This window comes from Novosphingobium sp. BL-S-20, from assembly GCF_055521635.1.
Genome location: NZ_CM145494.1, coordinates 3048094 through 3069958, shown reverse-complemented (window position 1 = coordinate 3069958; position 21865 = coordinate 3048094). Strand labels below are relative to the sequence as shown.

The window sequence follows — 21865 nt, the reverse complement described above, 5'->3', positions numbered from 1 at the left end:
GAACGGGTCAGGGCTGTTCCTGAGGGGCGGGATTGTTGCCTGCGCGCTCGATGGCCTTGGTTATGTCCTTCACGAAGCGTGAATGGCGCACGCCGAACAGGAACGTGTTCTGGATCAGGCTGCCCAGCCAGCGGCAGGGGCGCTTGATCTGGATGAGCAGGATGTAACGGTCCTCGTCCGTCTCGTTCCAGACTTCGTGGTTGAACATGTCGTCGAACAGGAAGGACTGGCCGGGTTCCCAGGTCAGGACATGCAGCTTGTCGTCACCCTCGACGTGCATGCGGCACTTTTCCCGCTCCTTGGGCGCTTTCAAGGCGAGGTGATAGGTGAGCATGCCCTTGGTCATGCCCCAATGGCGCGGAATGTGGCCGCCAGCCTCGAGGACGGAGAAGTTGGCCGTTACCAGCCCTGGGACTTTCTCGATGGCGGCAGCCGTGAACGGTGCGCGCGAGGCGTTCTTCTGAAGGCGATAGCCGTAGCCCTTCAGGAAGAAGGCGCGCCAGCGGCGATCCGCCGCGATCCGGCCATGATCGAAGGAGATGTCGCCGAGCGAAGGAATGTCTTCGGTCCGGATGCGCACGGCCTCGTCGCGAATGGTTTCCCATTGACTCTCAAGTTCTGCCATCCAGGGAAAATAGCTCTTGTCCTGAACCGCGGCATCGGGAATCTTCGAATTCCGCATGATAATGCCGTCGATCTTGGGGCGAAGTTCCTTTCCGATCTGAAACAGCGACTTGTTGACGAAGGGAACCTTCCAACCGCGCGAGTTGAGGGTCTGTTGCCAGTTCAAGAAACTGCTCCTTATACTTCTTTCAGGACAACGAAAGCGTGCCTCAAAGTGTGCTTGTACACACTCTGAGCGAAGCCGCCGGTCATTTCTCGATCGTTTACCGCTTCAGCGAGCGGATTTTGCTGCCGAACACATTGTCCCAGAAAATGGCCGAGATCGAGTAGTTCCCGCTCTCGTCGACATAGTGGTGACGCATGTGGTGACGCTTAAGAGCAGCGCCGAGCCGGCCTTTCATCGACCAGTGATGGCAGGCATAGTGGACCACGTCGTAGATCACGTATCCGATCATGAAGCCCAGGAACAGCCATGTGCCGGCCCCTGCGAACAGCAGCGCGAAGGCACCCCAGACCGCGAGGGCGATCGGTACGCTGGCGCCGAGCGGCATCAGGCTGCGCAAGGGGTCGTTGGGCGCATCGTGGTGGTTGCCGTGCATCAGGAACACGAACCATTTCAGCACCGGAACCTCTGATTCCAGGTGGAACATGTAGCGGTGCATCACATATTCGAAGAGGCTCCACACCCCCAGCCCGGCCAGGACCAGGCCCGCGCCTGCAAGCGGGCCGACCGCTCCCCAGCCTGCCCAGGCGATGGCCGGAAGCAGCACAGCCCAAGCGACCGCAAAGAAACGGGGTGAGATCAACGTGAGCCGTTCGAGCTTCTCGCTCTTGAACAAACGTATACGTTGCGGACTAGGATTCAGCACGGGCATTGCGTCGATCTCGAACATCAGGCGCCGGTAAGTGTCAAGCCAATACTACCCTAATACGCTGAGATGTTGACAATGCAGGCCCATTGCTCGGATGCAGCGGCATGAATTCCGGCACCCCACAAAAAAACATTCTCATTACCGGCGCCTCGGGCGGACTCGGCGGGGCATTGGCCCGGTTTTACGCGGCTCCGGGCGTTCGGCTGGCTCTCTGGGGCCGGGATCTGACGCGCCTTTCCGTGCTGGCAGAGGCCTGCCGGAGCCGCGGGGCCGTGGTCGAGGTGAGGTCGCTGGATATTTCGGACGTTGCCGCCGCAGCCCAGGCGATCTTTACGGAGGATAGTGCGTGGCCCATCGACCTGGCGCTTCTGGCGTCCGGTCTGGGCGATGTTCGGGCCGAAGGGGACAAAGTGGAGGACCCGGCACTCGTCGGGAAGCTGGGGATCGTCAATTTCGCGGCACCTGCCGCCATGGCCGCAGCTCTGGCGGGGCGGATGGCCGAGCGCCGATCGGGTTCGATCGTCCTGATCGGATCGGCCGCCGCCTTCCATGCCCTGCCTTTTGCCGCTGCCTATTCCGGCTCGAAGGCGGGACTGGCCCGATTCGCCGATGCGCTGCGACTGGGCATGCGCGAGCACGGGGTCAAAGTGACGCTGGTTTCTCCCGGTTTCATCGACACCGCCGCCGGGCGTCAGGTGCCGGGGCCAAAGCCGCTGATGCTGAAACCGGATGAGGTCGCCGCCCGGATCGCCAGGGCGGCGGCGAGCGGCAAGGCGCATGCCATCATTCCCTGGCCTTTCGCGGCGCTGCGGCTGTTCGACCGGCTCTTGCCGCGCTTCCTGCGCGATCGCCTGCTCCTGTCGCTCTCTCCTCCGTCATAAACCGGCAGGATGCGCGCTACTCGGGCAGGAGGTCACCCAGGATCGCGCCGAGGATGGCGTGGTGCAGGCCGGCAGGCGTCAGGTCGGCCTGACGATGCTCGCCGGGCACGGGGTTACCGGCGTGATCCAGGCGAATCATCACATAGGGCGTGTGCCGGTCTCCGCCGGGGGCCGTCGCGCCGGGAATGCTGGGGCGATGATCGCCGAAGAACACGAGAAGGGCAGGGCGGCCGAGCGTGCCAAGGCGCCCGGCGAGGACGGACAGCATCGTATCGCTTTTGCGCACGAGGCGCATGTAGCTTTGCTTGAGATCGCCGCTGGCTTCTCCGTCCGGCGCCCAGGGGCCGTGGTTCTCGATCGTGACGGCGTAGATCATGGTCGGCCCGGTCGCATCGGCAGCGAGCGAGACGATTTCCTCGGTCATGGCCGCATCCGTGACATAACGGCCCTCGCCATCGGCAGGAGGTGCAAAGCGATCCTCTCCGACGAGCTGCGCAAAACCGGCCGCGGGCATGATCCGGTCCCGGCCATAGAAGCGCATGTCATGGGGATGGGCGAAAAGGCTGCGCCAGCCTGCGACGCTCAGGCGATTCGGAAGAGCATGGGATGCATCGCCCAGGGCGGTGAGAAACGGGTCGTAGCGCCGAAAGCCCAGTTCTTCCTCGTCGAGACCGAAAAGAACCCCGTATTCCGAGCGCATCGTATAGGCGCCGAAACCGCTCACCTGGAGCGGACCGGATTGCCAGGCACTCGCCCGTGCGGCTGCAAGTCCGGGCAGGGCCAGGCCTGGGTCCGAGAACAGCTCGACAGGATCGGCGAAGCTCTCGCACTGGATGATGACGACGAGTTCGGGGGCTTCTGCGACCGGCTGGCGAAGGGGGGCGTCGCATGGTGCCGGGTCCTGGCTTTCGCGCCAGCGCAGCCAGTACAGCAGCAGCGTCGGCAGCAGGCCATGGCGTTGTACGTCGGCGTGTGCAGCCGGTGTCGCTGCCAGACGGCGGATGGGCGCGGTCTTCAGGGAAAGCACGAGAATCGCGAGGCTCGCAGCCAGTGTCCCCAATCCGATCAGGTGCGGCTGAGGCGCCGGGACGAACAACCAGGCGAGCAGTGCCAGGAGGAGGAGCGCGATGATACCGGCCACGGTCCGCTGCCAGATCGCGACTGCGGAAAGATAGAACTGCGGATGGCGAAATATCGCCCCGATAAGGGCGAGATCGGAAAAGAGCAGCGGCTCGCCGAGCATCGCATGCTTGGCATTGGAGGCCACCGCCAGCAGGGCCAGCACGCCGAGTGCGAGGCTGACCGAGACCGGGATATTGCCGCTGACCAGGAGGAAGAGACCCGCAAGGGCCGTCATCATCCAGAGCAGGAGCAAGGTGCCGGAGAGGCTGCGTCCGATCGAGAGCGGGAAGCCGTCACGCCTTGGACGCACCAGTCCGTCAAGCAGGATGGCGCCGAGCGGCAGCGCCGCGAATGTCAGTCCTTCGATAGTCACTGTACTGCCGTGCAACCCGGATTCATGAGCCCAGCACCGTTCGACCATCGTTCAGCGGGCGGAAGCGCGCTCATAGCGGGGACGACCAAGGCTGTCATCCGGCGTCTGCCTCCGGCCTATTTCCGCCAGCCCCCGGCCGCGGCTTCGCGTTCCTGCGCGGCATCCAGCGGATCGCCCGCGGCCATGTCCTGCGCCGCCGCCATCAGATCGGTCTGGCTGGACCCGGCCTGGCGATAGTCTGCTCCCTTTTCGCCGCCGGTATTGCCGATCACCCGTTCGAGCACCCATTCGCCGGTGTCCTTGCAGGCGATGCCGGAGGAGGTCGCAGCGGCATAGACCCGGCAATAGTTCCCGTCCTTGCGCTGGAAGCTCGCCAGAATGCGCAAATCTCCGGTTGGTTGCGATGCGAGTTGGCTGTCCAACCGCCGGGAGAGATCGCCGGAGGCCAGCAGCATTCCGCTCCGTTCGGTGACGTTGCCGTGGTGGAGCCGGGTACCGATCATGAGGCCCAGAACCAGCGAGGCGGCCACGGCGAGGCCGATGCCCCAGCTTCGGGCCAGTCGCGGGCGGTTCCCGCGCGCTACCGTTCCGGTCTCGCGCTGGCGGCGGACCGCGCCCAAATCTATGATCGGCGGCGGAACGGGAACTTGCGCGGAGGGCTGATCGGCATCGGTCATCTCCTCTTCCGCCTCTTGCGCCGCGGCGGCTGCGATCAGCAGCGTCAGTTCTTCGGGTACTTGCTCGGCCGCTACCGGATCGAAAGTACCGCCCAGCAGGGCGCGCAGGCGGCGCTGCGCCGCCAGCTTGCCCGCAAGGGTGGGGTCGGCCGCAACCGCCGCGGCGACGCGCGCGGCATCGGCTTCGGAAAGCTCGCCGTCGGCATAGGCCGTCAGTTCCTCGTCGGTCACGGTCACGCCGTTTCTCCCAGTTCGCGCAGGAGGGCCTCGCGGCCCCGGCCAAGGCGCGAGGTCAGAGTGCCCTGCGGAATGCCGATGATCTCGGCGGCTTCCTTGTAGGCAAAGCCCTCGACAAGCACGAGCATCACCGCTTCGCGCTGTTCCTCGGGCAGCCGTGCCAGCGCGCGGCCGACATTGCCGAGTTCGACCAGGTTTTCGGCATCGCGGTCGCCCGGCGCGCCCACGCCGAGGCCTTCTTCTTCATGAACGAAAGTCTGCGAACGCCGCGTTCTCGCCCTTGTCTCGTCGATCCACTGGTTTCTCATGATCCTGTAAACCCATGCGTCGAGCCGCGTCCCCTCCTGCCACTGCTGGCGGGACTTGAGCGCGCGTTCAACCGTCTGCTGACACAAGTCGTCGGCATCGGCCGCATCGCGAGCGAGGCCGCGCGCGAACCGCCGCAGGCGCGGCAGCAGGGCGGTCAGCTCTTGGAAGAAGCGGTCTGTGCTCATCGAATATCTTGCCTATGGGATGAAACGCATGAGCCTTGGCGTTTCATCCCTGAGTGCTACGATTTTTCACGATGGACAAGCTGATGAGAACAGTCGCGATCCTGGCTACTATGGCGGCAGTGCTGGTGGCGGCGCCTTTGCGGGCGCAGCTTCTGCCGGGCGATCCGCTGGGCACGGTCGGCCGTGCGGGCAGGACGCTCGGCGAAACGGTGCGGGATACAGCGTCGCCAGTGACCGAGCCGCTGAGTGAGTCACTGGGCGAGGCGGTGCGCGACGTTCGTTCCATGGCGCGCGAGCGCCTCCAGCGGATCGGCGGTTACGTCTCCGGTCATGGCGACCGGGTCGAATGGGATGACGACCATCAAGCGGCGGTGCGCGGCGAAGTGCTCCTGCTGGACCCCGATCCTGCCGCGCTGGAGATCGCGCGGGGCAAGGGCTATGCCGTTCTGGAGCAGGCCGAGATCGAGGTGCTGGGTCTTGCCTATGCGCGGCTCGGCACACCGGAGGGCATACCACTCGCCAAAGCGGTGCGGGACTTGCGAAAGGCGCTTCCCGGCCGCGAGATTTCCGCCGATCAGCTTCATTTCCCGTCCGGTGCGGCGTCGCAGCCGGGCGGAGCAGGCAAGGCGGCGGCTCTGCCAGCACCTCTTCCTCGGGGCGGCACCGTCGGCGTCATCGATGGCGGGATCGCGGGGTCCTCTCGACTGGCCGCGCAGCGCGGCTTTGCATCCGGCGCGCCGAAGGCCAGCGACCATGCCGGCGCGATCGCCTCGCTGCTGGCGGGGGCCGGGACGGCGAAGATCTACGGCGCGGACGTCTACGGCACAGATCCGGCAGGGGGGAATGCGCTGGCGATCGCGAGGGCGCTCGGCTGGATGCAGGGGCAGGGGGTGCCGGTGGTCTCGATCAGTCTGGTCGGACCGCCCAATCCCCTGTTGGCGCGCGCGGTGGCGGGGGCGCAGGGAAAGGGCATGGTGATCGTCGCGGCGGTTGGCAACAACGGGGCGGCGGCACCGCCTGCCTTTCCGGCATCCTATCCGGGTGTCGTGGCGGTGACCGGGGTCGATCGCGCCGGGCGGGTGCTGATCGAGGCAGGGCAGGCGGCGCATCTCGACTATGCGGCGCCGGGGGCGGATATCTCGGCGCTCGTTCCCGGACGCGGGCGGGTTTCGCTGCGGGGGACTTCCTATGCAGCCCCGCTCGCCGCCGCGCGGATCGCCGCGTGGCAGGCCCGGCTGGGGAGCGGGGCGAAAGCGCTGAAAGCCGTGGATTCCGAAGCGATAAAGGGCACCCGCAGGACCGGGCGCGGGGTGCTTTGCAGCGCCTGTCGCAGTGGTCTCTGAACGGGGAGTGGAAAAAATTCGCGCCTTTCGCGGATGAAAGGCGGGGCGCCATCCGTTCCTTCCAGCAGACACACCGAACGGGTGTGGAGAAAAAGGAAGGAGCAGAATCATGAACAAGCTCACTCTCGGGACCGCAATCGCCACGCTCGCTCTCGTTGCTGCACCGCATGGGGCCAATGCCCAGCTTCTTGGCGGGGGCGGCCTTGGTGGTTCGCTGGGCGGCTCGCTTGGCGGTTCCTTGGGCGGCACGCTCGGAGGCATCGGCAGCTCGATCGACGGTGCGGGCAGCGGTGCAGGCGATATCAGCGCTTCGCGGGCCAGCCGGAGCGTTTCCTCGCGGGCCAATGGCAGCGGGCATGCCAGCAAGTCGGTGAAGGCGCCGCAGGTGCAAGCACCGGATACCTCGGGCGCGACGGCGGCGGCTAGCAATGTGGGCAGCGGCGCCGGGTCGCGGGCGAGTGGTCTGGTCGATTCCACCCGCTCGGCCCTGTCGAGTGCGGCAGGCAGCGCTTCGGCGGCGGGATCGGGAACGGGCGCCGTCTCAGGCTCGGGCAATGGCGGCTCGGCAGCAGGCGCGGGCAACCTGGCCGGCGCGGCCGATCTTTCCGGCGCGACGGGTGCGGCTTCCGGGCTGACCAGCCGCGTGACCGACGGTGCCCAGTCGGCCCGCAACGCCGTCACACAGCAGACGCAAGGCCTCGGCGACAAGGCGCGCGAGACCGCGACCGGCCTCTCCACCGGTTCGGCGGATGCTGCGGGCAATGGCGCGGGCGCCGCAAGCGCAGGCGGCCACAGCGCCGGTGCGACAGGATCGGGCAGCGGCTCGGCTTCGCGGAACGGGGCGAGCGGCTCGGCTTCCGTTGGAGTGAGCCTCGGTGGCAGCGGCAGCGAATAAGCCTGCCGCGCTGAAGCACTGCCACGGCGAAGAAAAGTCTTCGCCGTGGCAGTGCCTTATCCCGCGTCAGTTCATGCGGAAGGCGATGTTCTGGGACGCGGCTGAGCAGGCAGTGTCGCCGCCGGGGCGATAGCTGCTTTCATAAAGGAAATCCTTCGCCATGGTCGAAGCCGCATCGGAGAATACGAAGGGCGGATAGGCGATCAGCGCCCGCTGCTGGCGGGTATGTCCTGCGGGGTCCACGTCGAATTCGACTCGCGCCCATCCTTCGAAGCCCATGCGCGCCGCTTCCATCGGATAGTCGCCCGCACTCACCCCGGTGCGCCGCATGGCGGGTGCTGCGCCGATGATGGCGCATTGCTCGCTGCTGAGCCCGGTCTGCTCGAATATCTCCTGCGCCCGCACGAAGTCCCGATTCTGCGCGGCCCAGGTTGCGCTTTGCAGGAGGGCGTTGATCTTCAGCGGATGATCGGCGGGAAGAGCCGGATCGGCAATCACCGCCTCGCGCAGGGGCGGTCCGTCCACCGGCACACCGAGCCGGTAGCCGGGCGATGCGATCTGGAGGCGTACGGTATCGATCGCCAGCGCGTCTCCGGAAGCCGTGACCACGGGCAGCAGTTCGCGAAGCGCGGTGCGGGCCTGCGCCGGGCGCCGGTCGTTGCTACTGGTCGCGGATTTGAAGCGCAGCCAGTTCGTCGCCTCGACCGGCATCTTGCGGCTTTCGGCCAGGGCCAGGGCTTCCGTCAGGTAGGCATCCCCCTGAACGCTGCCAACGACCGGGTTCATCGCCAGAGTGCCCAGCAGGGCGACGGTCTGTTCGTCTTTCCGGTCCTTGCGCGAGGATTCCAGCAAGGCGGCTGCTCGTGCCGCGACTTCGCCATCGGTGCGTCCGCGCAAATCGCCTCCGACCAGCGGCGCGGCCCAGGCCTGGAAACGTGCGGTCAGGGGGCCGGAAATCTGGGCCCGGTCCGCAGCCACGGTGCATCGCATCTCGACGCGCATGGCGTAGCGCAGGAACGGTTTGATCTCCTTGACCTTGGCGGGTTCCCAGGACCAGCGTGAGGCAGCGCGGGCAAAGGCCAGGGCCACGTCGCGCCCGCCGGTGGAATAGATCGGCTGAACCGCGAAAGCCGAGCCGTCGTCGTCGATGCTGAGTTCCACGACGGCAAAGTCGGTCGGCGTGAGGCCACTGGTCGATCCGCAAAGCGGCACGTCCATATTCTCCGCCCGGGAGAACGGCGCTTGGTCCATCCGGCCCGCCCCGGTATAGGCAAGGTATTTGCGGGCATCTTCCCGAAGCTTCAGGAGCATCGCCGCGATCGCCAGGTCGGAACGCGTGGCGACGTCGTTGAGCGATACTTTCAACGTGAGGCCGCCCTGAAGCTTCAGCGCATTCTTGAGCAGCGCATAGGCCGCTTCCTTGTCCCCCCGGTTCAGGAGAATGCGGGATTTGAGCGTGAGCAGCTGCGCCCGAAAGTCCTTGTCGAGAGAAGGCGTATCGTCGGCGATGCGCGTGGCCTCGTCGATATAGGCGAGAGGTTCCGGTCCGCGGTCGAACACGGTCACCTGGGAGAGGCCGAGCAGCGGCAGGAATCGTCCTTCCTTGCCGGCCGAGGCCAGGGCCAGACGAAACTCGTTGGCGGCGCGCTCGTAGTCCAGTTGAGAGCGGGCCGCGTTCCCGAGGTTGAGGTGAGCATTGAGCACATCGCCCGCGAAACCTTCTCCCGCTGCGGCGACGATGGGCAGACCTGCGAGGATCGCCGCTTCACCTTCATCGCTGCGGTGCAGCTTGATGAGGCAGCCGCCCTTGCGAACGCCGATCGCACCCTGGACGATCGGGGACTTCATGGCGGCAGGGTTGCGTTCCAGTGCTTCGAAAGCCGTAACGGCTTCGCTGCACTGGCCGGACGATGCGGACTCGCTGGCGGCGTCGAACTGCTGCTGAAGCGTGGCCGGTTTCGCCGCCGGGGCGGCTTCTGCCGAAGCAGCCGGTGCCGTTGCCAAGAGGATGGATTGCGCAATAATACCGAACATGATGGCCCCCGAAACGCGTCGATCCGCGCACTCTACCAAAGAGCATTATGTCGCAAATTAAAGCCTTGATAGCTTTCGCGTTACTGTCGCTCGTTTTTTCCGGAACCTTGCGGGCACAAGTGCAGGCACCGGCACGGCTCGATGCACCGGCGGATTCGGTCCTGCTTTTCGTTGCCGCCTGGTGCGCGCCCTGTCTCGCGGAACTTGCGCGTTTCGAGGAACTGGAGCGGGCGGCCCGGCCTCGTCGCCTGCTGGTCGTCTCGCTGGATGAGAGCGCACGCGGCCTGGAACTCACACGTCGCTTTTCGGCCCGGCAGAAGCTGGCCCTGTCCGAGCGGGAGGGATGGGATCTGCTGCGCCGGACATCGGCTGGAAAGGGAACCGGATTGCCCTATGCCGTGATGACCGATCGCACCGGCGCGGTATGTGCCGTGCGCAATCGGGGCCTCGTCGAGGCGGAACTGCGCGCGATGGCCTCTGCATGCGGACAATGAAGGCAGCGAGAGTTTACGCATCCGAATAATCTTGTAACTGTCGCGCGATGACGACCGATCAGGGTGAGTATGGAAGCGTGGCGGCCTTGCAGCCCTTGCGGATTGGCGACGTGGTGCCGCGCTTCGTGGCCCGCAGCACGCAGGGGGCGTTCGATCTCGACGATTATCGCGGGCAGTGGCTGATCCTGTTCTCCCATCCGGCGGACTTCACCCCGGTCTGCACCAGCGAGGTCGTGGCGCTCGCGCGCGCCGCCGATGATTTCGCGGCGCTGGGATGCCGGCTCGTGGGGCTTTCGGTGGACAGTCTCTATTCCCACCTCGCGTGGATACGCCTGATCCGCGACAGCATCGGCGTCACCGTGCCGTTCCCTATCATCGAGGACCCGACGATGGAGATCGCGCGGGCCTACGGCATGGTCGGCAGCGACGCGCATGACAGCGCGACCGTGCGGATGACCTATTTCATCGATCCTGACGGGGTGATCCAGGCGACCAACAGCTATCCCCTGACCGTGGGCCGCTCGATCCCGGAACTGCTGCGCATCCTGACGGCCCTGCGCGCGGTGCGCGGCGGCTCGGGGCTGGCTCCGGCGGACTGGCAGCCCGGCGCGCCGCTGCTGCGCCAGCCGGACGAGACCGCCGAGGCGGCGCTGGCCTGCGATGATCCGCTGGGGTGGTTCCATGCCCCGCTTGGCGCGGCGGACGAGGAGCAGGGCTGACATGCCGCAATCCCACCTCGCCGCCGAATTCGAAGCCACGGCGGAGCTGTTGAGGGCGCTGGGCCATCCGGTGCGCCTGCAAATCCTCCACGCGGTCCGCGCGCGTCCGCTGGCGGTCGGGGAGATCGAGGAAGCGACCGGCATCGGCCAGCCGGGGCTGTCGCAGCAGCTTTCGATCCTGCGCAAGGCGGAACTCGTGCTCTCGCAGCGTAACGGCAAGCAGGTGTTCTATCAGGTCGACGGCGCGCGGATGGCGGAGATTGCGCAGGCCCTGACCGTGCTCGGCGGCGAGGCGGAGGGCGGTGCCAAGGCTCCCGCGCCGTGTCAGGCGGCCACACCGCAGGGCGGCGCGGCGCGCTTCGCCCGTGTGTTTCGCTGACGTCTCAGAGCAGTTCGGAGACTTCCAGCGTTTCCGAGCAGAGCGCCAGGGGCGCCTTGCGGTGCGAGACCAGCACGAGGCCGCTCCCGGTGTCGTCGAGCCAGCGCTTGAGGCTTTCGACGAGCGCGGCTTCGGTGGCGGCATCCAGACCTTCGCTGGGTTCGTCCAGTAGCAGCCAGGGGCGCCCGCTCAGCAAGGCGCGGGCCAGCGACAGCCGCTTGCGCTCGCCGCCCGAGAGAATGCCGCCGCCTTCGCTGACCGGGGTATCGAGGCCCTGTTCGCTGCGGCGAATGCGCCGGTTGAGTTGGGCGACTTCCAGTGCGTCCCACATTTCCGCTTCGGTCACGCCGGGGCGCGCGAGGCGCAAGTTGTCGGCCACGGTGCCGATCAGCATCGGCGCCTCCTGCGGCGAGAGCGCGAACTGGCTGTTCAGGCGCCAGCCGGGGATCGCTTCGAGCGGTTCGTTGTCGATGCCGATCTCGGCGACCGGCAGCTGCATTCCTACGAGCGCCAGCAGCACGCGGGTCTTGCCCGAGCCTGACGCCCCGGTGATCGCGAGGCGCGCACCGGGCCGGAACTGCCGCGCGCCGAGCGTGAGCGGAGCACCCGCCGCGGTTACGGGTTCCTGAAGTTCGGCAGAGAGCGCATTGAGCGTGGCGATCCGCCGCAGTCCTGCTTCGAGCGAAGCGCGGCGCAGCAGGCTGCGCGACAGGCCGCCCATCGCCTCCACCGCCGAGGCGGTCGCCAGCATGGCCAGCGCCACCATCGGTGCCGATTCGCGCGCCAGCAGCAGGACGCCTGCCACTGCCACGCCGCCGTAGACCGAAAGCAGCGCGCCTTGCAGCGCCTCGGCGCGGAACAGCCCGGCGCGGGCCTTGTCGAGGCGCGCGGCGATCGGTTCGAGTTCGGCGAGCGCGCGGTCGGCGAGGCCATAGGCGGCGATCTCCGCGCGCGAAGCGGCGAGTTCGACGTAGCGGATGCGCAGGTCTCCCAGCGCCGTGGCAGCGGCTTCGGCGGGCGCGCGGGTCAGGCACTCCGAGAGGCGGCGGAACAGCATCGGCAGGCCCGCCATCATCGCCGCGAGGAACAGCAGCGCCGCCCAGCCGCCGAAAGCGACGAGCGCGAGGCTGACCAGTGCGGAGACGATGGCCGCGTGGCGCGCGGGTTGGCGGATCACCAGGTCCTCCAGCGCTTCCACGTCGTCGATCAGCCGGGTGCTGGCTTCGCCGGGGGAAGTGTCGGGGGCATGGCGGCTGTCCTGCGCGGCGAGCTTGTCGAACAGCGTGCCGCGCAGGTCGGCCATGCCCTCCAGCGCGACTTTGTGGGAGAGCAGGCGCTCGCCGTAGCGCGAGAGGGTGCGGACGATCGCCAGCAGGCGGATTGCTGCGCTGGGGATCAGGTAGTTGAAGGCCATGGCAGTGGCGACACCCGCGGAACCGGCAAGTGCGGCGGCGGTCAGGAACCAGCCGGAGACGGCCAGCAGCCCCATTGCGGCTACGGCGGCGAGGCCCGCGCAAAGGCTGGCGAAGAACAGGCGGCGGCGGGCGAGACCGGCGGTGGCGAGAAGGTGGGGGCGCTTGGCGGAATTCATAGCGCGATCTCCCGGCGGGCGGCGCGGATCAGGGCAGCGTGGTGGGTGGCGACGAGAATGCAGCGCTCGGCAGAGAGTTCGCGGAGGAGGGCGACGATCATGGCGGCAGAAGCCGCGTCGAGGTCGGCGGTAGGCTCGTCGCAGAGGATCAGCGGGCGGGCGGAAAGGATCGCACGGGCAAGGCCGATGCGGCGCCGCTCGCCCCCCGAAAGGCCGGAACCGGCGTGGTCGACCGGCATGGCAAGGCCGCCGCGCCGCGCCAGCACGTCACCGAGGCCCACTTTCTCCGCGACGGCGAGTACTTCGGCCTCGGTGGCCTGCGGTGCTGCGAGCGCGAGGTTGTGGCCGAGCGTGCCCGTCACCAGCAGCGGACGCTGCGCGGCCCAGGCCACGGCCTCGGGCGCGAGCGGCAGGCCGGAGCGCATGGCGATGTGGCCGAGCGTCGGCACGAGTTGCCCGGCAATGGCGGCCAGCGTGCTCGTCTTGCCGCTGCCGGTCGGGCCGGACAGGGCCACGAGGTCCGCCGGTTCGAGTTCGAAATGGAGCGGGCCTACCGAAAGGCCGGGGAAGGCGAGGGCGAGGTTCTCGACATGGAGACCGTCGAAGGCGGCGGCCTTCCGGGCCTTGGGCGGCGTCGGCGCGTCTTCGAAGGGGGCGAGCGCCTTCTCTGCTGCCTCACCGAGCTGCTTCTCGTGATAGGCGGCGGCGAGGCGGCGCATCGGCAGGTAGAATTCCGGGGCCATGGCGAGCACGAAGAAGGCCGGGACCAGAGTGAGCTTCTCGGGCGCCGGAAACGGCAGCAAGCCGAGCAGCGAGAAGCCGCAGTAGACCGCCACCAGCGCGATCGAGAGCGCCGAGAAGAATTCCAGCACGGCGTTGGACAGGAAGGCCGTGCGCAGCACCGAAACCGTGCGGCGGGCCACTTCCCCGGTGGCGGTGCGGACCTGGCGCCCGATGCGCGCTTCGGCGCCGAAATGGCGGATCAGCGGCAGATGGGTTACGCGGTCCACGAAGAGGCCGGACAGGGCACCCAGCGCGGCGAGTTGCCGCTCGGCAGCGCGGCGGGATGCGGTTCCGGCCAGGATCATCCCGAGCGTGAAGGGTATCAGCGTCCCCAGCATGATTGCCGCCGCCACCCAGCTCGCCGGAACGACGATCGCGGCCACCACCAGCGGGCCGACCACGGCGTTGATTCGGATGGGAGAAAACCGGACGTCGCGATTCTCGATCGCCGTGTTATGGTCCAGCGCCAGATTTGCGCTTTCGCCTGAGGAGATCAGTCTCGCCAGCCGTCCGCCCAGAAGTCTCTGCCACAAGTCGGCCCGCCGCGCGGCACTTGCTGCCTGCGCCGCCGTCACGGCGATCCGGTCGACCGTGCAGGTCGCAAGTGCGCGCAGCACCACGCCGCAGAGAATCCACGCCGCAGGAAGCGCAGACGATCCGCCCTCCGCAACCGCGCCGACACCCGTCGCCACCCCCCACGAGAAGAGTGCCGCACCGGCAATATCGACAAGCCAGGCGCCGGGCATCAGGACGCGGGCAAATTTGACATAGATCAAATTAAGTAAACCATGTAAGTAAAGTTTGACAGCTTTCCGAACGAAGCCTAACGCGACCCTACGAAACCAACCAGCTTGGGGCAATCGCTTTCTTACTGCCTCAAGCCGCTAAAAACAGCGGGATTCGACATGATCGACATGGCAGTGGTGGAACTATCACGGCTACAGTTCGCCTTGACGGCACTGTACCATTTTCTCTTCGTTCCCCTGACATTGGGCCTTTCCTTCATTCTAGTAATTACGGAAAGTGTTTATGTCATAACCGACCGTCCCATCTGGCGGGACGTGACCCGGTTCTGGGGCAAGCTCTTTGGAATCAATTTCGTGCTCGGCGTGGCCACCGGCCTCACCATGGAGTTCGAGTTCGGCACGAATTGGGCCTATTACTCGCACTACGTGGGAGACATCTTCGGTGCTCCGCTGGCGATCGAGGGCCTCATGGCCTTCTTCCTCGAGGCCACGTTCGTCGGCCTGATGTTCTTCGGCTGGGACCGCCTTTCCAAGCGCGGCCACTTGCTGACGACGATCATGGTCGCGGTCGGCTCTAACCTCTCGGCGCTGTGGATTCTCATCGCCAACGGCTGGATGCAGCATCCTACTGGGGCTGTCTTCAATCCCGAGACGATGCGCATGGAAGTCTCGAACTTCAAGGACGTGCTCTTCAACCCGGTGGCCCAGGCCAAGTTCGTCCACACCGTCAGCGCGGGCTATGTCTGCGCCAGCGTCTTCGTGCTGGGCGTGTCCTGCTACTACCTGCTGCGCGGCCGCCACATCGAGCTGGCCAAGCGCAGCTTCACCGTGGCGGCGGCTTTCGGCCTTGCTTCCTCGCTCTCGGTCGTCGTGCTGGGGGACGAGAGCGGCTATGCCCTCACCGACAACCAGCAGATGAAGCTGGCGGCGATGGAAGGCATGTGGGAAACCGAAAAGGCGCCCGCCGGGCTGACGCTCTTCGGTATTCCCTCCAACTCCGCGCATGAGACCGCCTACGAGATCAAGGTGCCCTATGTGCTGGGCCTGATCGCGACGCGCAGCCTCTCGGGCGAAGTGGCCGGTATCGTGCCGCTGGTGGAGCGTGCCGACTACCGCATCCGTCAGGGCGTGATCGCCTATGACGCGGTGGAAAAGCTCAAGGTCAACCGCAACGACCTGACCGCGCGCGAGGCCTGGGAACGTCACAAGAGCGACCTCGGCTATGCCCTGCTGCTCAAGCGCTTCGTCGCCGACCCGCGCCAAGCCGACGATGCGACGATCGCCAAGGCGGCCTGGAGCACCGTGCCCAACGTACCGGCGCTGTTCTTCATGTTCCGCATCATGGCGGGGCTGGGCTTCTTCTTCATCCTGTTCTTCGCGACCGCATTCGCCTTCTCGGTCCGCCGCCGGTTCGACCGCAAGTGGTTCCTGCGCGCCGCCGTTCTGGCCATGCCGCTGCCGTGGCTGGCGATCGAGATCGGCTGGCTCGTCGCCGAACTGGGCCGTCAGCCCTGGGCGGTGGACGGGGTGCTGCCAACCTTCCTCGGCGCATCGAGCCTGACGACGACCCAGATCTGGGCGACGATCTTCGGCTTCACCGCGCTCTACGGCGTGATGGCGGTGATCGAGGTGAAGCTGATGCTCTCGACCATCCGCCACGGACCCGAGGTCTACGAAGGCAGCGACGGCGAACCCACGCCCGAGCGCGCGCCCGCCACGACCTTCACCGCCATTCCGGCCGAGTAAGACGGAGGCCACAATGTCCATACCCTTCGACTACGAAACGATGCGGCTGATCTGGTGGACGCTGATGGGCGTCCTGCTCATCGGCTTCGCCCTGACCGACGGTTTCGACCTCGGCTCGGCCTCGCTCCTGCCCTTCGTGGGCCGCACCGATGCCGAGCGCCGCATGGTCATCAACGCCATCGGCCCGACCTGGGAAGGCAACCAGGTCTGGTTCATCCTCGGCGGCGGCGCGATCTTCGCGGCCTGGCCTTTCGTCTATGCCGTGAGCTTCTCGGGCTTCTACCTCGCGATGTTCCTGGTGCTCTCGGCCTTCATCCTGCGTCCGGTCGGCTTCAAGTACCGCTCAAAGAAGCCCGATCCCGCCTGGCGCTCGCGCTGGGACTGGGCGCTGTTCGTCGGCGGCTTCGTGCCGGCGCTGGTCTTCGGCGTGGCGGTCGGCAATGTCCTCCAGGGCGTGCCCTTCCGGCTCGATAGCGATATGCGCAGCTTCTACGAAGGCACGCTGCTCGGCCTGTTCAGCCCCTTCGCCCTGCTCGGCGGCCTCGTCTCGGTGGCGATGCTGGTGCTGCACGGCGCGGGCTGGCTGACGCTCAAGCTGGAGGACGGCCCGGTGCGCGACCGTGCCCAGCGCTACGGCCAGATCGCCGCACTCGTTGCTTTCGTGCTCTATGCACTGGGCGGTGTCTGGCTGGCGATGGGCGATATCGGCTACCGGGTGATCGGCGTCGCGGAGGCGGCAGGTCCGTCCAACCCGCGCATGACCGAGACGGTTCACGCGGCCGGGGCATGGCTGGCCAACTACGGCGCGCATCCCTGGATGATCCTCGCCCCGCTGCTCGGCCTTGCCGGACCGCTGGTGGCACTGATCGGCATTCGCGGACGCAAGGACGTGCTGGTCTTCGCGGGGTCCTCGATGGCGAACCTCGGCATCATTGCCTCGGTCGGCCTGTCGATGTTCCCCTTCATCCTGCCCAGTTCGATCGACGCGCGCTCCAGCCTGCTCGTGTGGAATGCCTCGTCCAGCCATACGACGCTGTTCATCATGCTGCTGGTGACGGTGCTGCTGCTGCCGATCGTGCTGGCCTACACGGCCTGGGCCTACAAGGTGATGTTCGGGCGGATCACGACGCGCGAAGTGAACCTCAACCCCGATTTCTACTGAGGAAACGACAATGTGGTACTTCTCATGGATTCTCGGCGTCGGCCTGGCCGTCGGCTTCGGCATCATCAACGGCGTGTGGGTCGAGTTTCACACCGATCCGGCGGATGAAAAGACTGTGCTGGACTGACCGAACGGTCGGCGCATGAAAAAGGGCAGAGGGCCACGGCCTCCTGCCCTTTTTGCGTCGTAGAGCGGTCAGGCCGCGTTCTTCTTCAGCAGCACACTGCGCAGGCACGAAAGCGCCACTTCGCCCCGTTGGTTGGTCAGTTCGTGGCGGAACACCACGATCCCCTGCGAGGGCCGCGACTTGCTCTCGCGCATCTCGACCACTTCGCTCGTGCAGGTGAGCGTGTCGCCGATGAAGGTCGGCTTGGGTGTCACCACTTTGTCGAAGCCGAGGTTGGCAACGAGTGTGCCCACCGTCGTATCCGCGATCGACAGCCCCACGGCGAGACTGAAGGTGAAAGTGGAGTTGACCAGAATCTGCCCGAACTCGCTCTTCTTCGCGAATTCCGCGTCGAGGTGCAGAGGCTGCATGTTGTGGGTCATGGCCGAGAACATCAGGTTGTCGGTCTCGGTGACGGTGCGGCTGGGCTGGTGGGTGATTCGGTCGCCCACCGTCCATTCTTCGAAAAAGCGGCCCGGCATTGTCAGTTCCCCTTGTCGAGCATGAGCTTGAAACCGGCGTGGCTCTTGCTCCAGCCCAGCCGTTCGTAGAAGCGGTGCGCATCGGTGCGTGCGAGGTTGGAGGTCAGCTGCACGAGCCTGCATCCCCGCTCGCGGCAGCGCTCGACGGCCCAGTCGATCATCCGCGAGCCGAGACCCTGACCGCGGACCGAACTGTCGATCCGCACCGCCTCGATCTGGCCGCGCCAGGCGCCGCGCATAAGCAGGCCGGGGATGAAAGTAAGTTGCATCGTGCCGACGATCCGTCCCTCGAACTCAGCGACCATCAGCAACTGATCCGGTGAAGCGTCGATCGCGCGAAAGGCTTCGAGATAGGCCGGATCGAGCGGCAGGCCGGCATCGTCGGCACCGCCGATCTGGTCCTGCACGAGCATGACGACGATGGCGGGAAGATCGTCCTCGCGCGCGTCACGCATGACCAGTTCGCCGCTCATTCCGCAGTTTCCTCGATTCGGGCGAGCAGCGCTTCGACCTGGACTTGCGCTCCGGCCACGGCTTCGAGTTCGACCACCACGCCGTCGAACGGGGCGGTGAGGGTGTGTTCCATCTTCATGGCTTCGAGCGTTAGCAGCTTCTGCCCTTTCGTCACGGTCTGTCCCTTGGTGACTTCCACCGCGATCACCTTGCCGGGCATCGGGGCAAGGATCGCACCCGAGGCATCCGCGCCGCCATGCACGCCGTCGCGGCGCCAGGGGGTGAGCAGCCAGGCCTGTCCCTGCTCGGTGACGAGCACGGCCTCATCGGGTTCCTCGCTGCCTTCACCCGTCAGCGCGATCTCCACCTTCTCGCCATCGAGCGAGAACCATGCCGCCCGCGCCGGTGCAGCATTGAGGCGGAAACCGGCGAGCGGAGTCATGGGCACGAGCGAGTTGGCGGCAGCCTCCAGCACTTCGTCCGAGGGCTTGGGTGCTTCGGCCATCGCCTCGCCGTCGCGGCCGATCAGGCCGGTATCGACCTTGCCCGCCGCGAAATCGGGATGTTGCAGGGCCTTCACGAGGAACGAGGCATTGGTGCGCACCGGCCAGACGGCGGTGTCCTCCAGCATCTCGCCCAGCCGCTCGCGCGCTTCGTCGCGGTCCTCACCCCAGGCGATGACCTTGGCGATCATCGGGTCGTAGAACGGCGAGACTTCCGCGCCTTCGTAGACGCCGGTGTCGATGCGGCCGCCTTCCGTATCGCCAAATTCCAGCAGTTCGAGCTTGCCGATGCTCGGCAGGAAGCCCTTGGCCGGGTCCTCTGCATAGAGGCGCGCTTCCATCGCCCAGCCGTCGATGGAGAGGTCTTCCTGAGCCTTCGGCAATGGCCGACCGCTCGCCACGAGGAGCTGCCATTCGACGAGATCGACGCCGGTGATCTCCTCGGTCACCGGATGCTCTACCTGCAGGCGCGTGTTCATTTCCATGAACCAGATGCGGTCGGCCGAAAGCGGACCCGAGCCATCGGCGATGAATTCGATGGTACCCGCGCCGACGTAATCGACCGCCTTGGCCGCACGCACCGCCGCCGCGCAGAGCGCTTCGCGCGTCGCGGCGTCCATGCCGGGCGCGGGGGCTTCCTCGATCACCTTCTGGTGGCGGCGCTGGAGCGAGCAGTCGCGTTCGAACAAATGGACGACGTTGCCGTGGCTGTCGCCGAAGACCTGCACCTCGATGTGGCGCGGGCTGGCGATGTACTTCTCGATCAGCACATGGTCGTTGCCGAACGAGGACGCCGCCTCGCGCTTGCACGATGCCAGTGCATCGACGAAAGCCTCCGGCGCCTCGACCAGCCGCATGCCCTTGCCGCCGCCGCCGGCGACAGCCTTGATGAGCACCGGATAGCCGATCTTCGCGGCCTCTTCGGCGAGGAAAGCGGGTTCCTGGTTCGCGCCCATGTAGCCGGGCGTCACCGGAACCCCGGCTTCCGCCATCAGCGTCTTGGCCGCGTCCTTGAGGCCCATCGCGGTGATCGAGGACGGGTTCGGCCCGACCCAGACCAGCCCCGCGTCCATGACCGCCTGCGCGAACTCGGCGTTCTCGGACAGGAAGCCATAGCCGGGGTGGATCGCCTCGGCGCCGGTCTGCTTCGCGGCGGCGATGATCTTCTCGCCGACGAGGTAGCTCTCGCGCACGGCCGAGGGGCCGATATGCACCGCTTCGTCCGCCTCGCGCACATGCAGGGCATTGGCGTCCGCGTCGGAATAGACCGCGACGGTACGGATGCCCATCTGGCGGGCGGTGCGGATGACGCGGCAGGCGATCTCGCCGCGATTGGCGATCAGAAGCGATTGAATCATGTCTTGTCTCCCGTGCCGCCGCTCACATCCGGAACACCCCGAAGCGGGGCGCCTCCGGAATCGGCGCTTCGAGGCAGGCGGCGAGGGCAAGGCCCAGCACGTCGCGGGTCTGCGCCGGGTCGATCACGCCGTCGTCCCACAGGTGCGCGGTGGCGTAGTAGGGGTTGCCCTCGTCCTCGTATTTCTGGCGGATCGGGGCCTTGAAGGCTTCGGCTTCCTCGGGCAACCACTTCGCGGCATCGCGGTGGACGGTCGCCAGCACCGAGGCGGCCTGTTCGCCGCCCATCACCGAGATGCGGGCATTGGGCCAGGTGAACAGGAAGCGCGGATCGTAGGCGCGCCCGCACATGCCGTAGTTGCCCGCGCCGAACGAGCCGCCGATCAGCACGGTGATCTTCGGCACCGTGGCGGTGGCGACGGCGGTGACGAGCTTGGCGCCGTGCTTGGCGATGCCCTCCGCCTCGTACTTGCCGCCGACCATGAAGCCCGAGATGTTCTGGAGGAACAGCAGCGGAATGCGGCGCTGGCAGGCCAGTTCGATGAAGTGCGCGCCCTTCTGGGCACTCTCGGAGAACAGCACGCCGTTGTTGGCGAGGATCGCCACCGGCTGCCCGTGGATATGCGCAAAACCGCAGACCAGAGTGCTGCCGTAGAGCGCCTTGAACTCGTGGAATTCGCTGCCGTCGACGATGCGGGCGATCACTTCGTGCACGTCGTAGGGCGCACGCACGTCCTCCGGCACGATCGCGTAGAGTTCCTCGGGATCGTACTTGGGCGGACGGGGCGCGCGCAGCGGCTGGTCGTGACGATGCAGCGGTCCGAGATGGCTGACGATGTCGCGCACGATGGTCAGCGCGTGCTCGTCGTTGTCGGCAAGGTGATCGGTCACGCCCGACTTGCGGCTGTGGAGGTCGCCGCCGCCCAGATCTTCGGCAGAGATCACCTCACCCGTCGCCGCCTGCACCAGCGGCGGTCCGGCGAGGAAGATCGTGCCCTGCTCCTTCACGATCACCGATTCGTCGCTCATCGCCGGAACATAGGCGCCGCCCGCGGTGCAGCTTCCCATCACGCAGGCGACCTGCGGAATGCCCTTAGCCGACATCTGCGCCTGGTTGAAGAAGATGCGGCCGAAGTGGTCGCGGTCCGGGAAGACTTCGGCCTGATGCGGCAGGTTGGCGCCGCCGCTGTCGACGAGGTAGATGCACGGCAGGTTGTTTTCCTGGGCGATCTCCTGGGCGCGGACGTGCTTCTTCACGGTGATCGGGTAATAGGTGCCGCCTTTCACGGTGGCATCGTTGCAGACGATCATGCACTGGCGGCCGGAGACGGTGCCGATGGCGGTAATCAGGCCCGCGCCGGGAATGTCGTCCTCGTAGAGGCCTTTCGCGGCAAGCTGGCCCAGTTCCAGTAGGGGCGAGCCGGGATCGAGCAGCCGTTCCACACGTTCCCGCGGCAGGAGCTTGCCCCGCGCGACATGGCGTTCGCGCGATTTTGCATTCCCGCCGAGCGCCGCCGCGGCGACCTTGGCGTGCAATTCCGCAACCAGCGCACGGTTGTGCCGGTCCCGCGCCTGCGCTTCGGGGCTGTCGAGATTGAGGCTGGTCTGGAGCACTGGTGCGCTCATGCTTGTTTCTCCGGTCCGGCCGTTTCGGCCTCTTCCCAAGTTCGGATGATTTGTCCTGCCTATGTAGACAAGCCCAAGCCGCAGCGGAAATTGAAAGTTTCCGCCCT

The 21865-nt window shown here is 66.6% G+C and carries 21 protein-coding genes; 9 read left to right on the top strand and 12 right to left on the bottom strand.

Annotation, left to right across the window (positions count from 1 at the left end; all coding sequences use genetic code 11):
* Positions 1–7 precede the first annotated feature (7 nt).
* A complete protein-coding gene (locus ACZ1II_RS22180; protein WP_465145714.1) occupies positions 8–790 on the bottom strand; it encodes an aspartyl/asparaginyl beta-hydroxylase domain-containing protein in 783 nt (260 codons plus the stop codon).
* Positions 791–887: 97 nt separating this feature from the next.
* A complete protein-coding gene (locus ACZ1II_RS22175) occupies positions 888–1517 on the bottom strand; it encodes a sterol desaturase family protein (protein ID WP_465145713.1) in 630 nt (209 codons plus the stop codon).
* 83 nt (positions 1518–1600) lie between these two features.
* Here ACZ1II_RS22175 and ACZ1II_RS22170 point away from each other — a divergent pair, with 83 nt between their 5' ends.
* Positions 1601–2377: an SDR family NAD(P)-dependent oxidoreductase gene (locus tag ACZ1II_RS22170; RefSeq protein ID WP_465145712.1), complete on the top strand. Its 777-nt coding sequence runs from the start codon at positions 1601–1603 to the stop codon at positions 2375–2377.
* A 16-nt stretch (positions 2378–2393) separates the two neighbouring features.
* Here the strand turns inward: ACZ1II_RS22170 and ACZ1II_RS22165 are convergent, their stop codons facing one another.
* From ACZ1II_RS22165 to ACZ1II_RS22155, 3 genes are all read right to left on the bottom strand, one after another.
* A complete protein-coding gene (locus tag ACZ1II_RS22165) occupies positions 2394–3872 on the bottom strand; it encodes an LTA synthase family protein (protein ID WP_465145711.1) in 1479 nt (492 codons plus the stop codon).
* 116 nt (positions 3873–3988) lie between these two features.
* Positions 3989–4786, bottom strand: a complete 798-nt coding sequence (locus tag ACZ1II_RS22160) for an anti-sigma factor (protein ID WP_465145710.1) — start codon at positions 4784–4786, stop codon at positions 3989–3991.
* Positions 4783–5280: a sigma-70 family RNA polymerase sigma factor gene (locus ACZ1II_RS22155; protein ID WP_465145709.1), complete on the bottom strand. Its 498-nt coding sequence runs from the start codon at positions 5278–5280 to the stop codon at positions 4783–4785. Before ACZ1II_RS22155 ends, ACZ1II_RS22160 begins: the two co-directional genes overlap by 4 nt.
* A gap of 83 nt (positions 5281–5363) precedes the next feature.
* Here ACZ1II_RS22155 and ACZ1II_RS22150 point away from each other — a divergent pair, with 83 nt between their 5' ends.
* Together ACZ1II_RS22150 and ACZ1II_RS22145 are read left to right on the top strand one after the other, a co-directional pair.
* Positions 5364–6623: a S8 family serine peptidase gene (locus ACZ1II_RS22150; RefSeq protein WP_465145708.1), complete on the top strand. Its 1260-nt coding sequence runs from the start codon at positions 5364–5366 to the stop codon at positions 6621–6623.
* A gap of 109 nt (positions 6624–6732) precedes the next feature.
* On the top strand, positions 6733–7518 hold the full coding sequence (locus ACZ1II_RS22145) for a hypothetical protein (RefSeq protein WP_465145707.1): 786 nt from the start codon (positions 6733–6735) through the stop codon (positions 7516–7518).
* Positions 7519–7584: 66 nt separating this feature from the next.
* Here ACZ1II_RS22145 and ACZ1II_RS22140 read toward each other — a convergent pair whose 3' ends face one another.
* Entirely contained in the window at positions 7585–9522 is a 1938-nt protein-coding gene (locus ACZ1II_RS22140) for an energy transducer TonB (protein ID WP_465145706.1), read from the bottom strand.
* 95 nt (positions 9523–9617) lie between these two features.
* On the opposite strand from ACZ1II_RS22140, the gene ACZ1II_RS22135 reads away from it, so the two are divergent.
* From ACZ1II_RS22135 to ACZ1II_RS22125, 3 genes are read left to right on the top strand one after another with little or no spacing between them, the layout of a single operon-like run.
* The gene (locus ACZ1II_RS22135) at positions 9618–10046 is read left to right on the top strand and encodes a thioredoxin domain-containing protein (protein WP_465145705.1); all 429 of its coding nucleotides are present in this window, start codon (positions 9618–9620) and stop codon (positions 10044–10046) included.
* A 47-nt stretch (positions 10047–10093) separates the two neighbouring features.
* Entirely contained in the window at positions 10094–10765 is a 672-nt protein-coding gene (locus tag ACZ1II_RS22130; protein ID WP_465145704.1) for a peroxiredoxin, read from the top strand.
* 1 nt (position 10766) lies between these two features.
* Entirely contained in the window at positions 10767–11144 is a 378-nt protein-coding gene (locus ACZ1II_RS22125; protein WP_465145703.1) for an ArsR/SmtB family transcription factor, read from the top strand.
* Between the two features lie 4 nt (positions 11145–11148).
* Here the strand turns inward: ACZ1II_RS22125 and ACZ1II_RS22120 are convergent, their stop codons facing one another.
* Complete coding sequence (locus tag ACZ1II_RS22120; RefSeq protein ID WP_465145702.1) at positions 11149–12735, bottom strand: amino acid ABC transporter ATP-binding/permease protein; 1587 nt, start codon at positions 12733–12735, stop codon at positions 11149–11151.
* Complete coding sequence (locus ACZ1II_RS22115) at positions 12732–14264, bottom strand: ABC transporter ATP-binding protein/permease (RefSeq protein ID WP_465145701.1); 1533 nt, start codon at positions 14262–14264, stop codon at positions 12732–12734. The genes ACZ1II_RS22120 and ACZ1II_RS22115 overlap by 4 nt, the downstream gene beginning before the upstream one ends.
* A 162-nt stretch (positions 14265–14426) precedes the next feature.
* On the opposite strand from ACZ1II_RS22115, the gene ACZ1II_RS22110 reads away from it, so the two are divergent.
* From ACZ1II_RS22110 to cydX, 3 genes are read left to right on the top strand one after another with little or no spacing between them, the layout of a single operon-like run.
* Complete coding sequence (locus ACZ1II_RS22110) at positions 14427–16010, top strand: cytochrome ubiquinol oxidase subunit I (protein ID WP_465147364.1); 1584 nt, start codon at positions 14427–14429, stop codon at positions 16008–16010.
* 13 nt (positions 16011–16023) lie between these two features.
* Positions 16024–17172: a cytochrome d ubiquinol oxidase subunit II gene (cydB, locus tag ACZ1II_RS22105; protein ID WP_465145700.1), complete on the top strand. Its 1149-nt coding sequence runs from the start codon at positions 16024–16026 to the stop codon at positions 17170–17172.
* Between the two features lie 10 nt (positions 17173–17182).
* The gene (gene cydX, locus ACZ1II_RS22100; RefSeq protein WP_465145699.1) at positions 17183–17299 is read left to right on the top strand and encodes a cytochrome bd-I oxidase subunit CydX; all 117 of its coding nucleotides are present in this window, start codon (positions 17183–17185) and stop codon (positions 17297–17299) included.
* A 68-nt stretch (positions 17300–17367) separates the two neighbouring features.
* Here the strand turns inward: cydX and ACZ1II_RS22095 are convergent, their stop codons facing one another.
* Genes ACZ1II_RS22095 through ACZ1II_RS22080 form a run of 4 tightly spaced genes read right to left on the bottom strand, consistent with a single transcriptional unit; the run spans position 17368 to position 21758 of the window.
* Entirely contained in the window at positions 17368–17820 is a 453-nt protein-coding gene (locus ACZ1II_RS22095) for a MaoC family dehydratase (protein WP_465145698.1), read from the bottom strand.
* Between the two features lie 2 nt (positions 17821–17822).
* A complete protein-coding gene (locus ACZ1II_RS22090; protein WP_465145697.1) occupies positions 17823–18293 on the bottom strand; it encodes an N-acetyltransferase family protein in 471 nt (156 codons plus the stop codon).
* Entirely contained in the window at positions 18290–20134 is a 1845-nt protein-coding gene (locus ACZ1II_RS22085; RefSeq protein ID WP_465145696.1) for an acetyl/propionyl/methylcrotonyl-CoA carboxylase subunit alpha, read from the bottom strand. The genes ACZ1II_RS22090 and ACZ1II_RS22085 overlap by 4 nt, the downstream gene beginning before the upstream one ends.
* Before the next feature lie 22 nt (positions 20135–20156).
* Positions 20157–21758 carry a carboxyl transferase domain-containing protein gene (locus tag ACZ1II_RS22080; RefSeq protein WP_465145695.1) on the bottom strand — a complete coding sequence of 534 codons (1602 nt, stop codon included), beginning with the start codon at positions 21756–21758 and terminating at the stop codon, positions 20157–20159.
* Positions 21759–21865: the final 107 nt, after the last annotated feature.